Source organism: Azospirillum argentinense (genome assembly GCF_000632475.1).
GTDB classification, from domain to species: domain Bacteria; phylum Pseudomonadota; class Alphaproteobacteria; order Azospirillales; family Azospirillaceae; genus Azospirillum; species Azospirillum baldaniorum.
Window position 1 is genome coordinate 186,222 of the sequence record NZ_CP007795.1, and the last position, 13,400, is coordinate 199,621.

Annotated in this window: 10 protein-coding genes; 2 read left to right on the forward strand and 8 right to left on the reverse strand. The window is 70.2% G+C overall.

Annotated features, from left to right (window positions below; genetic code table 11):
• Window positions 1-28: 28 nt before the first annotated feature.
• Entirely contained in the window at window positions 29-3,094 is a 3,066-nt protein-coding gene (locus tag ABAZ39_RS34650; RefSeq protein WP_505436648.1) for a PAS domain-containing protein, read from the reverse strand.
• Between ABAZ39_RS34650 and ABAZ39_RS36265 the strand changes: the two genes are divergently transcribed.
• Window positions 3,035-3,172, forward strand: a complete 138-nt coding sequence (locus tag ABAZ39_RS36265; protein WP_160174856.1) for a hypothetical protein — start codon at window positions 3,035-3,037, stop codon at window positions 3,170-3,172. The two genes, ABAZ39_RS34650 and ABAZ39_RS36265, sit on opposite strands and share 60 nt — an antisense overlap.
• 190 nt (window positions 3,173-3,362) lie before the next feature.
• Here ABAZ39_RS36265 and ABAZ39_RS23405 read toward each other — a convergent pair whose 3' ends face one another.
• Window positions 3,363-4,763, reverse strand: a complete 1,401-nt coding sequence (locus tag ABAZ39_RS23405; protein ID WP_040136192.1) for an amidase — start codon at window positions 4,761-4,763, stop codon at window positions 3,363-3,365.
• A complete protein-coding gene (locus ABAZ39_RS23410; RefSeq protein WP_051658450.1) occupies window positions 4,754-5,983 on the reverse strand; it encodes an MFS transporter in 1,230 nt (409 codons plus the stop codon). Before ABAZ39_RS23410 ends, ABAZ39_RS23405 begins: the two co-directional genes overlap by 10 nt.
• Window positions 5,984-6,012: 29 nt before the next feature.
• Between ABAZ39_RS23410 and ABAZ39_RS23415 the strand changes: the two genes are divergently transcribed.
• Entirely contained in the window at window positions 6,013-6,369 is a 357-nt protein-coding gene (locus tag ABAZ39_RS23415; protein WP_040136194.1) for a hydroxyisourate hydrolase, read from the forward strand.
• 16 nt (window positions 6,370-6,385) lie between these two features.
• Here ABAZ39_RS23415 and ABAZ39_RS23420 read toward each other — a convergent pair whose 3' ends face one another.
• The 5 genes from ABAZ39_RS23420 to ABAZ39_RS34655 all read right to left on the reverse strand — a co-directional run bounded on the left by ABAZ39_RS23420 (window position 6,386) and on the right by ABAZ39_RS34655 (window position 13,273).
• A complete protein-coding gene (locus tag ABAZ39_RS23420) occupies window positions 6,386-7,201 on the reverse strand; it encodes an ABC transporter permease (protein WP_040136197.1) in 816 nt (271 codons plus the stop codon).
• On the reverse strand, window positions 7,194-8,084 hold the full coding sequence (locus ABAZ39_RS23425) for an ABC transporter permease (RefSeq protein ID WP_040136199.1): 891 nt from the start codon (window positions 8,082-8,084) through the stop codon (window positions 7,194-7,196). Before ABAZ39_RS23425 ends, ABAZ39_RS23420 begins: the two co-directional genes overlap by 8 nt.
• A 268-nt stretch (window positions 8,085-8,352) precedes the next feature.
• Window positions 8,353-9,399: an ABC transporter substrate-binding protein gene (locus tag ABAZ39_RS23430; RefSeq protein WP_035679667.1), complete on the reverse strand. Its 1,047-nt coding sequence runs from the start codon at window positions 9,397-9,399 to the stop codon at window positions 8,353-8,355.
• 43 nt (window positions 9,400-9,442) lie between these two features.
• Window positions 9,443-10,606: an ABC transporter ATP-binding protein gene (locus tag ABAZ39_RS23435; protein ID WP_144243618.1), complete on the reverse strand. Its 1,164-nt coding sequence runs from the start codon at window positions 10,604-10,606 to the stop codon at window positions 9,443-9,445.
• 264 nt (window positions 10,607-10,870) lie between these two features.
• The gene (locus ABAZ39_RS34655; RefSeq protein WP_051658451.1) at window positions 10,871-13,273 is read right to left on the reverse strand and encodes a protein arginine N-methyltransferase; all 2,403 of its coding nucleotides are present in this window, start codon (window positions 13,271-13,273) and stop codon (window positions 10,871-10,873) included.
• Window positions 13,274-13,400 lie beyond the last annotated feature (127 nt).

A 13,400-nucleotide genomic window follows, 5' to 3' on the forward strand; every position in this document is an offset into this window, starting at 1 on the left:
TCCACCGTCCCCCGGTCTCCGCAGGCGCTCAGTCCCCGGTCTGGCTCAGCGGATCGTGGTTCAGAAGGTCCTGGATGGCGCTTTGCAGCTGCCGTGGCGTGATCGGCTTGCGCACCACGGCGAGCCCAAGCGCCGCCGCGTCGCGGTCGCAGTCGGTGCCGATCTCGCCGGTCAGGATGATGGCGGGGACGGGCGATCCGACCAGCCCACGGATCTGCACGATGGCGTCCGTTCCGATCCGGCCGTTGCGCAGCCGGTAATCGGCGATGATCAGATCGGGCCGGCGGTCCAGCCCGCGCAGCCGTTCCAACGCCTGCTCCGCGGAGCCGGCCACCACGACCTCGTACCCCCATTCCTGGAAGATGGTCCGCAATCCCATCAGGACGATCACGTCGTCCTCGACCAGAACGGCCAGACGTCCATCACCGGACGGGGCGGCCTCGGCTTCGGGAACGGGAAGGGAGACGGCCGGGGCGGCGGCGCGCGGCGCCTCGATGGAGAAGACCGAGCCATGGGCCGGTTCGGAGCGGACCGACACCGGATGGTTCAGCAGCCGTGAGAGCCGTTGCACGATGGCCAGCCCGAGCCCGAGCCCCTGGCTGCGGTCGCGTTCCGGGTTGGCGACCTGATGGAACTCCTCGAAGACCTTGGTCTGCTGCTCCGCGGAGATGCCGATGCCGCTGTCCTGCACGGTGATGCGGACGCTGCCGTTCGACGCCTGGCAGGACACGCGGACATAGCCCGTCTCGGTGTAGCGGATGGCGTTCTCCACCAGATTGCGGAGCATCCGGCCGAGCAGCAGCCGGTCGCTGCGCACCGCCAGCTCCGGGGCAGGGTGGACGACGGCGAATTCCAGCCCTTTGCTGGAGGCGATGGGGGCGTAGGCCGCCTCGATCTCCTCCAGCATCGGGCGCAGGGGCAGTGTGACGATCTGCGGGGTGATGACACCGGCATCCAGACGCGATACGTCCAGCAGGCTGTCGAGAAGGTTCTTCAACGTCTCCAGCGCGCGTTCCAGCGAGGCCAGCGGGCTGCGGCCCTTGTCGGGATCGACGTGGCGTTGCAGGACACCGGCGAACAGCAGGGCGGATTGCAGTGGCTGGCGCAGGTCGTGGCTGGCCGCGGCCAGGAACTTCGATTTTGAGACGTTGGCTTCGTCGGCCTTGGCCTTGGCGTCGCGCAGGGCCTCCTCCATCGCCTTGCGCCCGGTGATGTCGATGTTCAATCCGCTGAGCCGGACCAGACGGCCACCTTCGTAGACGGGGCGCCCGATCGCCATGATCCAACGAACCCCGCCGCGCGGATGGAGGATGCGGAACTCCCCCCGGTAGTCGGAGCGCCGGGATTCCAGCACGTCCTCCGTGACCCGGCGCACCAAGTCCCGGTCGGCCGGGTGGACCAGTTCGAAGAAGCTGTCCTCGCCGGGCCTGAAGTTGTCCGGAGTGACGCCGTACAGCCGATACATGCCGTCCGACCAGGCCAGCGTGCGGTCACGCAGGTCGAAATCCCAGATGCCGGCCTCCGACGCGGCCAGCGCGATGGTCAGCCGCTCCTCGCTGCGGCGCAGCGCCTCTTCCAGCGCCTTGCGTTCGGTGATGTCGAGGTTCAGGCCGCTGAAATGCAGCGGCACGCCGTCCGGGCCATAGCTGACGCGCCCGATCGACGAGACCCAACGGACGGCGCCGCCGGGCTGAATGATGCGGTATTCAAGCCGGATGTAGGCACGCCGTTCGGCGAGCATTTCCGTCTGGGCCCTCAGCGTAGCAATGTCGAAATCGTCGGGATGGACCACAGACCGCCAAACGGCGCTGGTCGCCTCGTGCACGGCCGGGTCCAGGCCGAAGATGCGGAAGGTTTCCTCCGACCAGTGCCCCCGGCCGGTCGTCAGATTCCAGTCGAAGGAGCCCGCCATGGCCGATTCCAGGGCGAGGCTCAGCCGATCCTTGCTCTTGCGCAGATCGTCTTCGGCTTGGCGCCGCCGCGTGATGTCGAGAAGATAGACCGACATGCCGTCCGCGTTGGGAAAGGCCCGCATCCAGAACCAGCGTCCGGTGCGCGCACCCTGGAACTCGGCGTCGGTGGGCATCTGCTCAGCCATCGCCTGATGGGCCTGATGCCACAGCGGCGTGTCCATCAGTTCCGGAAAGGCGTCCCACAGCGACTGGCCGCGCAGGTCGCGTCCCTGGGCGACCAGGGAAACCGCCTTGTCGTTCAGGTAGGTGAAACGCCAGTCACGATCCAGCTCAATCACGCCATCCACCGTGCTGCCAAGCACCGCCGCCATGCGCAGCGCGTTGCTGCGCGCCAGCTCATGCGCGCGCAGGAAGCGCCACAGGCTCCAGCCCGCGATCAGTCCGGCAAACAGAAAAAGCCCGGCGAAGATGACGAGCGTGCGCCGTGCCGCCGCGTTCACCGGCCGCATGGATTCGTCCTTGTCCAAGCTGACATGGACGTAGAGGTTGGGGACACCGGCGGCCAGCGGGGACACCGCCGTGATCCGCATCCGGCCATCCGGCCCGGGTTCCTCGACCACTCGCCGCTCCCCCCGGTCCAGCAGGGCCCGATAGGGCGTGTGCAGCGGTTTGCCGACGGTGTCCGGCATTTCGGGCTGGTGTGCCAGGACGATGCCGGAGCGGTCGGCGATCACCACCTCCGCGTCGTCCGGCAGGCTCTTTTCACGAAGGAACAGAGTCAGCCAAGTGGTGTCGAGGAGCACCGCGACCACCCCCGTCGGAACGCCGTTCTCGTCCTTGTAGGCCAAGGCGAAGGGGATGGAGGGGCGTCCCGTGGTGCGCGAAGTCAGGGTGGCTCCGTTGGTCTGCTCCTCCGTGGCCAGTGCCTCCTGCCAATAGCTGCGGTCGGCGACCGAGAAGCCGCGCGCCTGCGGTTCGGTGGAACACCAGATGGTCCCGGACCGGTTGCTGACGCTCACCGCCAGATACGGGGGAAACTTCGCCTTGATCCGAAGAAGTGTGTCCTGGCAGGCCGCTGGAGACAGTTGCCCTATCCCCATCTCTGTAAGAGCAACCAAAACGTGTTCGATGTCGTCGGCGATGCGCTGCTGCTCGGATTCGACCTGATCCAGAAGCTGCATCGACTCCGTGCGGATTTCCGCTTCCCGGGACTTGCGCAATTCCAGGATGTTGTGCACTTCAAAGGCGATCAGCGGTAATGCAACCACAAGGAAAAGAATCGACAACCGACGCGCCGACCATCCAGGCCGCTGGTCCGGCTCGCTGGTCTTCACCCGTATCTCCCTACTCCACCCTTCTGCGGGGAAAGACTGCCAGAATACGATGGTAATTGAAACAGGCTGTCCGTTCTATCCCGGTGCCCAGTTCTCTTTTTCTTGAAAAAGGCTGTTACAGCATGGGTGGCGTGTAACCGCAGGTGGCCTCCACCGCGGCGGCCAGCCGCAGCACCGCCGCGTCGGACAGGCGCGGGCCGGCGATCTGGAGCCCCACCGGAAGCCCGCCGCTCTCCGTCAGCCCGCAGGGGACGGAGCAGGCCGGCGCGTAGCAGTGGTTGAACAGCGGCGTGAAGACGGCGTGGCCCCGCGGCGTCACCGGGCGCCCGTCGATGGTGGCGGGGCCGAGCCGGTCGAACGGCCATGCGGTGACCGGAGTCGTCGGGCAGACCAGCAGGTCGTACCGCGCGAACAGGGCGGCCAGCGCGCGGTATGCCTCCTCCCGCAGATGCAGGGCGCGGGCGACCTCCGCGCCGCTGGTGCGCAGGCCGGCGTCGATCTGCTGCCCGATGTCCGGGTCGAACAGGTCCGGAGTCGCGCGGAAGCGCTCGCCGTAGAGCGCGGCGAGGCCGGCGAACTGGAGGGGCATCAGACCGCTTTCCCCGGCCCCGGCGGGCCAGACCGGGTCGGCCTCCTCGACGATGGCCCCGGCGTCGGCGAGGCGGTGGACGGCGCGCTCGACGCAGGCGGCGACCTCCGGATCGACCGGGGCGTCCAGACCCAGCCGCCGGCTGTAGGCGATGCGCAGGCCCGCCGGGTCGGGATCGGCGGCGGCGCGGGCGAGGGAGCCGGAAAGGACCACCGATTGCGGGTCGCGCGGGTCCGGCCCGGCCAGCGCGTCGAGCATCAGCGCCACGTCGGCGACGGAGCGGGCCATCTGGCCGATCACCGAGTTGCCGAACACCGGCTCGGCGAAGCCGACGGGGTGGGGGACGACTCCGGCCGAGGGCTTCATGCCGACCACCCCGACATGGGCCGCCGGCCGGCGGGTGGAACCGCCGCCGTCGGTGCACAGCGCCAGGGGTGCCAAGCCCGCCGCCACCGCGCTGGCCGCCCCGCCGGAGGAGCCGCCGGGCGTCAGCGCCACGTCCCAGGGATTGCGGGTCGGGCCGTGCAGCAGATTTGTCGTCACCCCCTTGCAGGCGAACTCGGAGCAGTTGGTGATTCCCGCGAAGACGGCGCCTGCGGCGCGCAGCCGGGCCACCGCCACCGCGTCTTCGGGTGCCACGAAGTCCTCGAACAGCCGCGATCCCTGGCGGACCGGCTGGCCGCGCACCCAGATGTTGTCCTTCACCGTGAAGGGCACGCCGAGCAGGGGCAGCGCCTCGCCCCGCGCGGCGCGTTCGTCGGCGGCCCGCGCCTCCGCCCGCCCGGCCTCCGGGTCGAGATGGACGATGGCGTTCAGCCGCGGATTCTCCGCCGCGATCCGCTCCAGCAGATCGTCGTAGAGGGCGACGGCGCTGACCTCGCGGGTGGCGACCTGTTCGGCGGTCCGGCGGGCGCTCATCATGCGCATGGGGTATCCTTGGCGGCGGTGGCAAGGTCCGGGGTGGGGGCCGGCGGCAGGGGGATGACCAGCGCCGCGGTGCCGGCCAGCGCGGCGGCGGCGGCGGCCAGATAGCCGGCGGAATAGCCGAAGCCTCCGGCGACCAGCAGGCTGAACAGCGCCGGCCCGGCGACCAGCCCGGCGTAGGCGATGGCGAGCATGCCGCCCGTCGCCTCGCCCGCCCGGCCCGGCGGGGCGAGACGGGCGACCTCCGAGACGAACAGGCCGTTCCAGCCGCTCGCCGACAGGCCGAAGGCCGCGCAGACGGCCAGGAAGGCGGGCACCGGCCAGCCGGGGGAAGCGATGGCGACGAGGGCGGCGGCCACGCTCATGGCGACGCCCAGCCCGGCGAGGATGACGCGGGGCGGCGCCCAGCGCGTCGCCACGAGGCCCCAGCCGACACGCCCGACCAGCCCGGCGCCCTGCGCCACCGCCAGCGCCGTTCCGGCCAGCGGCAGGCTCCAGCCCAGGCCGGTCACCGCGAAGCTGACCAGGAAACCGTTCAGGCAGAGCTGCATGGCGGAGAAGGCGCAGACCGCCATGGCCAGCCGGCGCAGCGCCGGTTCCCCGGCGACCAGATCGAGCGCGCGCTTCAGCGTGCCGCGGCCGGCGGGGCGGGGAGCGGCGCGGTCGTCGCCGTCGTGGCGGCGGGCCAGCGGCTCCAGGACGAGCGCCAGAACGGCGGTGGCCCCCGCCACGACCAGCAGGCTGGCTTGCCAGCCGACGGACAGGACCAGCAGCGGCACGGCGAATCCCGCGGCCATGCCGCCGAACTGGTTGCCGGTCTGGCGCAGCGAGAAGACCAGCGGGCGTTTCTCCGGCGGGGTCAGACGGGACAGCAGCTGCGTGCTGGCCGGCGTCTCCGGCCCGAAGGCGAAGCCCAGCGCCAGCGCCCCCAGCAGGAAGGCGACGGGAAGGGCGCTGGCCGACAGCAGCGCGGCTCCGGCGGCGGCGAGCAGGCAGGCCTGGCAGGTGCGGATCGCCCCCCAGCGCGCGATCAGCCCGCCCGCCCCCAGCGACGCGGGGATGGCGGCGGTGAAGACGACCGCGGTATAAAGGCCGAGAAGCCCCGGATCGACCCCAAGGTCGGACGCCGCCTGCGGCGCGATCACCGGGATGGCGAAGAGACACAGCCCGACGAACGCCTGAACCGCCGCCATGGCGATCAGAGGCAGCAACCAGACGTTCATGGGGACTCCAAAAGGAAAGGGACGGGCCGATGGCGGGCGGGATTTCGTTGCATGCGGTGGATGTGGCGCGCGGGGTGCCCGCCGAGGGGATGCGGGTGGAACTCTATGCTTTGCGGGACGGACAGCGGGACAGGCTAGCGGAAAGCCGTTTGTGTGCCAATGGCGCGCTTGACCATCCGGTGGTCGGCGGCGCGGGCGTGACGGCGGGCGTCTACGAGGCGGTGTTCCACATCGGCTCCTGGCTGCGCGCGCAAGGCGTGGGTGCGGCGGAACCGGCCTTCATGGAGGAGGCGCCGTTCCGCTTCACCGTCACCGACGTGGCGCAGCACTATCATCTGCCGCTGAAGTTCACCCCCTGGGGCTATTCCCTGTTCCGGGGAGCATAAGTTTCGGGTCTTGGGCTTAGCGGAGCTGGCGCGACAGGCCGGCGACGCGTTCCATCACCACCATCGCCAGGACGGTGACGGCGATCAGCACGCCGGACACCGCCGCGGCGCGGACGTCCAGGCTGTTCTCCAGGATCTGCCACATGCGGATGGGCAGCACCTCGTTGCGGGCGTCGGCCATGAACAGCGACACCGGGATGTTGTCGAAGCTCGACATGAAGGCGATGAAGGCCCCGGCGCCGATGCCGTTGCGGATGGTCGGCAGCGTCACCCGGCGGAAGGTGTAGAGCCGCCCGGCCCCCAGGCTCTCCGAGCTTTCCAGGAGCGCCGGGTCGAGCTGGGCGAGGCTTGCCAGCGTGGTGCGCAGGACGTAGGGCACGCTGACCACGATGTGGCCGATCGCCAGCGTCAGGAAGGACAGCTCCACCCCCGCCGTGCTGAAGAACACCAGCGAGGCGAGGCCGAAGGCCAAAGCCGGCAGGACCAGCGGCGACATGAACAGCGCGTCCAGCCCACGCGCCCACGCCCGCCGGCTGCGCCCGATGGCGAGTGCGGCGGCGGTGCCCAGCACCACCGACACGGCGGTCACGACGGCGCCCAGCTTCAGGCTGACCAGCGCGGCGTCCTGGAGCTGCCACGCGTCGATCAGCGAGGCGTACCAGCGCAGGCTGTAGGACGGCGGCGGGAACTTCAGCGAGTAGCCGTCGGTGAAGGAGGTGACGAGCACCACCAGCGTCGGCGCCGCCAGCAGCAGCAGCGCCGCACCGGCGAGCGTGCCCATGACGAGTCCGAAGGAGGCGCTTCCGAGGGTCGGACGCTGCATGTCAGGCATGGACGTACCCCTTGCTGGCGCGGCCCAGCAGGTTGAACAGCATCACCACCCCCAGCACCGACACCATGAAGACGATGGAGATGGCGGCGGCGAAGGGCCAGTTGTGGAGCGTGATCGTCTGTTGATAGATGTATTGCGGCATGAACAGCATCTGCCCGCCGCCGACCAGCGACTGGGTGATGAAGGCGGTGACCGCGGCGGCGTAGGTCAGCAGGCACCCTGCGACGATCCCCGGCAGGCTCAGCGGCAGCGTTACCTTGAGGAAGCCCCGCCACGGCCCGGCGCCCAGCGCCGCCGAGGCGTCGAGCAGGTTGGGGTCGAGCCGCGACAGGGTGGTGATGAGCGGTAGCACCATCAGCGGCATCTGCACCTGCACCAGCGCGGCGACCAGACCGCCTTCGGTGTAGAGCAGGCGCAGCGGCGTCTCCGCCAGACCCAGCGACAGCAGCAGGTTGTTGACGATTCCGTCGCGCCCCAGAATGACGATCCAGGCGAAGGTGCGGACAACGACCGAGGTCAGCAGCGGCAGGATGATGACGAGGATCAGCGCCGACTGCATCCGCGGCCCGCTGCGCGTGTAGAGCCAGGCCAGCGGATAGCCGAACAGCAGCGTCAGCGCCGTGACCTTCACCCCCAGCAGCAGCGTGCTGCCGAGCACGGCCAGATTGAAGGCGTCGCTGAAGAGGCGGATGTACTGGTCCAGCCCGAACCGCGTCATCTCCGCGTCGGCGTAGAGGCTGACGGCGACCAGCAGGAGCAGCGGCGTTACGAAGAACACCGCGAAGAAGGCGGCCAGCGGCAGCGCCAGCGTCCATTCCCGCCCGATGCGGGGCCGTGCGGCGGTCGCGGGTCCGGCAAGGCCGGGGGCGGTGATGGCGGTCATGGGGTGAAGTCCTGTGGGGGCAACTGCAGTCTTAGTCCCCTCTCCCCTCCGGGGAGAGGGTTAGGGTGAGGGGGTTGCGCATGGGGGTATGTCCGGCAAAGGCGCAACCCCCTCACCGGCTCTCAGCGGATGCCGTAGGCATCCGCCTGCCGCCGTCAGCGCTGGCTTTCAGCCAGCGCGAGAGGCCCTGCGGGCCACCCTCTCCCCAGAGGGGAGAGGGCTAAGATGGTCAGCAAGGGGGAGGCCGGGAGGGGGCCCGTTTCCCCCCTTACACCTTGATCTCCTTGTTGAACCGCTCGATCCAGCCGGCGCGGTTCTGGTTGATCACCGACCAGTCGTGGAACACGAAGGACGCCTTCAGCTCCTCCTGGTCCTTGGCGATCATGCGGGCGATGTCGCCGTCCATCTGCACCTTGGAATTCGTCGGGATGACGTAGAAGGGCGCCTGCATCAGCTTGGTCTGGACCTCCGGCGCCATGGCCGATTCGATCAACGCCGCCGCCAGCTTGGCGTTGGGCGAGTTCTTGGTGATGTGGGCGGTGGTCAGGAAGGCGATGGTGCCGGTCTTCGGCTTGGCGAATTCCACCGGCACGCCGCGGGCGCGCAGGATCTGGATGGCGTTGAAGTTGCCCGGCGAGATGTCGATCTGGCCCTGCTGGAACAGGGTGGCGAGCGCGCCGGGGTTGGGTGCCACGGCGCCGAGATTCGGCTGAAGCTCCTTGAGCGCGGCGAAGGCCGGCTCGATGTCGTTCTCGCCGCCGCCGCGGGTCTTGGCCAGCTCGACCATGAAGGCGGTGCCGAGCGTGGAGTTCATGTTGGTGATGCCGACGCGGCCCTTGTACTCCGGCTTCCACAGGTCGTCCCAGCTCGTCGGCGGGGTCTTGACCTTCTCCGGGTTGTAGGTGATGCCGACCGCCTGGAAGAAGATGCCCGGCCCTTCGGGAAGCTGCGCCACTGGCAGCAGATCCTGGTAGTTCTTGCTGTCCGCGACGGGGAAGGGGGCGGCCAGATCCTGGCCGATCACCGACAGGCGCGGGCCGGGGTCCATCAGCATTACGTCGATCGGCGGGTTCGCCTTCGCGGCGGACACCTTGGCGATCATGTCCACCGACAGCATCGGGTCCAGCGCGATGTCGGCGTTGCCCGTGGCCTTGCGGAAATGCGGGACGATGACGTCGCGGTGGGCTTCCTCCCAGCTTCCGGTGAAGGTGGCGAACACCAGCTTGCGCGCCTGCGCCCAGCTCATGCCGGGGAACAGGGACATGGCGCCGAGCGTGAGGCCGGCGGCGAGAATCTGGCGGCGGTCGAGGGTCATCGGCAGGCACTCCAGGGGGGAGGAGGAGAAGAGGGGGAATGGATCAGGCGCCCGCGGGAACGGCGAAGGCGCGGCAGGTCTGGGGGGAGACGGGTTGCAGCCGGACCGGCGTGCCGGGGGCACGCAGCGCGGCGCCGGCCACGCGCGGCTCGGTCACCTTCACCTGCCCGCCGTCGGCGGTGCGCACCTCGTAGACGACCACGGGGCCGAGCGGCAGGGCGAGTTCCACGGTGCCGGCGATCTGCTGGGGCGCCGCCTCGGTGGCGAGCCGCAGGTTTTCCGGACGCACGCAGAGGATGGCCGGGTCGCCGGCGGCCAGCGCGGCGTCGGGCGTGACGGCGGTCAGAACGGTGCCGGCCTCCAGCGCCACCTCGGCGACGCTGCCGGAGGCGCGGACGACGCGGCCCCGCAACTGGTTGGCGCTGCCGACGAAGCCGTTGACGAACAGCGTGCCGGGACGGTCGTAGACGTCTTCCGGTGTGCCGAACTGCTCCAGCTTGCCCCGGCTCAGCACGGCGATGCGGTCGGCCATGCTCAGCGCCTCCTCCTGGTCGTGGGTGACCATGATGGTGGTGATGCCGAAGCGGCGCTGGAGCTGCTTGATCTCGATCTGCATGTCCAGCCGCAGGTTCTTGTCGAGCGCGGCGAAGGGCTCGTCGAGCAGCAGAATGCTCGGCTGGATCGCCAGGGCGCGGGCCAGCGCCACGCGCTGCTGCTGCCCGCCGGACAGCTGCTTGGGGAAGCGGTCGCGCATGGCGTCCAGCTTCACCAGACTGAGCATCGCCTCCACCCGCGCCCGCACCGCGTCGCGGGCGGCCCCCCGCGCCTCCAGCCCGTAGGCGACGTTCTGCGCCACCGTCATGTGCGGGAAAAGGGCGTAGTTCTGGAAGACGATGCCGACGCCGCGCCCGGCGGGCGGCAGGCTGTCGACCACCCGGTCGCCGATGACGACGCGGCCCAGCGTCTGCGCCTGGAAACCGGCGAGGATGCGCAGCAGCGTGGTCTTCCCGCAGCCGGACGGCCCCAGCAGGGCCACCAGTTCGCCCGCCTTGATCTCCAGCGTCACGTTGTCCACGGCGGTCGAGGCGCCGAAGCGGTGGGTGATGCCGTCCAGCGTCACCGCGACGCCCGCGGGCTTCGCGGTGGCCTCCGTGGCGGGCTGCGGGGGCGGTTGGTGGTGCGAACGGGCGGATTGGAGTGCGGCCATGGGGCGTATCCTGGTGGGGCGCACCGGCGGGGACCCCCCGGTGGCGCAGCGCAGGACACAAGGAGAGCAACCCACGTGCCATTTCGGCCGATTCGAAGGTGAGCCGGACCCGAACCCCCGCATACCCTGGTGTTCGCCCGGAAAGGGCCGCTCGGGCACGGCGCAAAGCTGGGCAGACTGCCCGCTGAATATGCCTAAAATTTCAGCGAAGCCTTGGTCTTGACCATGGTGCCCGATGTCTGGGCAAAGAGGGCGCCGCCGGGATCAGACGAGTCGGGCGACCTCGCGCCAGGACTGACCGGGCCCGGTGACCGGCGGCAGGTCCGGCAACGGGCAGGGGCGCCCCTCCGGCAGACCGAGCAGATTCAGGGACACCACGCGGGGAAAGGCGTTGAACGGATTGCCCGCATGGTTGTCCGGGTCGTAGATCGGCACGAGGTGCCACCACAGCCGGTAGCCGAGGCCCTGAAGCGTGGCGATCAGATCGGCGGAATGCTCCTCCCAGTCGTTCTCCAGATAGAGCGCTGGGCGGAAACGGGCGATGCTTCGGGCCGCACCCTCGACCACCAGAGCCTCCATGCCCTCCACGTCGGCCTTCAGCAGGGCCAGCCGGTCGAGGCCGAGGCAGTCGATCGTCTCGACCGGCACCGGCTCGCCGCTGAGGGCGCCCAGGCTGACGGCGCCGAAGTTGCCGGACCGGCCATAGTCGGGGATCGGAACGGTGATCCGGCCGGGCGCGTTGCCGACCGCCGCCCGATGGAGGACGACGTTGTGGAGACCGTTGGCGGCGAGGTTGTGCGCCAGCAGCTCATGCACCACGCGCTGCGGCTCGAAGGCGTGGACGCATCCGGTGGGGCCGACCATCCGGGCCAGCGGGACGGTGTGTGCGCCGATGTTCGACCCCGCCTCGACCACCACGTCGCCGGATCCCACCAGCATCGCGGCGAGGCGAGGCTCGGCGTCCGAATATTCGCCGTAGAGGGCGAGGGAGCGCCCGATGTAGGTGTCCTTCGCGAAGAAGCGCATCATCCCGTGCCGTCCGGGCCGCTCGGCGAGCATGGGCCGCCCGGGCTGGGCCGGCAGGATGACGACCTCCGGCGGAAAGTCCGGCCGTTCCGCGGCCACATGGGCACCGTCGCCGGGCTGCAACTGCAGCACCTTCGCCCCGACGTGCGACGACACGGGATCGTCCGGGGCCGGCGGGAAAGGCTGTCCCACCCCCGGATGGACGCTGTCATGGACCAGCACGCGCCCCTGGATGCGCGGCCACACCCAGCCCGCCAGAAAGCGCTGGTCCTGCCAGCGGTCGGCCTTCCGGTCGGCGGCGGCGTCGATGGCCGGCGCCAGCGGCGGCAGCCGGCCGGCCATGCCGCCCCACATCCCGGCCAGGATCAGGTCGGTGTGCAGCACATGGTCGCGCATGATGTGGAAGGGCAGGCCGGACGCGATCCAGGCGTCCACGGCGGCCTTCTCCCGCGCGGTCGGGCGGGAATCGCAGTCGCGGCAGAGGAAACGCGCCACCGTCGGGTCGTCGGCGACGAGGAAGCGCCAGAACAGCCCGTGCGACGGGCCGCTGCCCGCCGGCATTTCGACCGTCTCGGCGCCGAGCCGCGCCAGTTCGGCCAGAACCGGGCGGGGAACCGAATCGTCGTGGTAGAAGCGGCAGGTCCAGCCGGGAAAGACCGCCGGCATCGCCCTGGCGTTGGCGAGCGCGCCCTGCGTGTAAATCTCCCGCGTCCCCCACAGGCTGAAGGCGACGATGTTGCGGGTCCGGGCGCCGTCGGGGCCGGGCGGGGTGTCGGGCGGCGGGACCTCGGCGGCGGCCCGCGCCAGCTTGAGGGCCAGAGCCTCGATGGACCACAGGGCAGCTTCCGTCGGGTCGCGCCGCTCCAACACCTGGACGAGGGCGTCGCGCACCGTGACATGAGCGGGGTCCAGACGGGCGCCGCGGCGGAGAACGGTCAGCGCCTCGTCCGTGCGGCCGCTGCGGCTCAGGGTGATGCCCAGATTGTGCAGGGCGAACCCCTCCGCCGGGGCGAGGCTCAGCGCCCGGCGGTACATGTCGGCCGCCGCCTCGAAGCGGTTGGAATCCAGAAGCGCGGTGGCGAGCAGGAAGGCCGGTTCGGACTCCGCCGGGCTCAGAGCGACGGCGCTCTGGAAATCGGCGAGGGCGAGACTTTGCCGGAACTGCCGCAGATGGTCCTGCCCGCGCTGCTGATGGAGCAGGGCGAGCCGCCCGGTCAGGTCATCCCGCTCCGGGGCCAGGGCGCAGGCGTGCCGCAGGGCCGCGATGGCGGCGTCCGTATCGCCGGTGTGATGCCTGGCCATGGAAAGGAAGTACCAGGGGTCGGCGGCGTCGGGCGCTAGGGCCAGGGCCGGACGCAGGATCGCCCCGACCGTGACCCACTGCTTCGCCGCGATCAGCGCCTTGGCATGGTCGATGCGGTAGGCCGCGGTGCCGGGAGCCTCCCGGACCGCGCGGTGCAACCGGTCGAGCGCGGTGTCGAGACGGTTCGTCTGGCAGGCGAGCACCCCCGCCAGATGCAAGGCCGCCGCGCATCGCGGGTCGACCTCCAGGATGCGGCTGTAGATGATCTCGGCTTCGGCGAGGCGACCGGACGCATGGTGATCGACCGCGATGTCGAGCGCTTCTTCGATGGTCGCCATTCTGGGTCCTTCGCTTGACCGGCAGCGGACTGGTGCGGTGGGACGGAACCGGTTGCGCGCGGTGATAGCACAACATGCGGTGTTGCGCATGGGGCGTTCGCCCGGGGTTCTTCCGATGGCCGCCGTG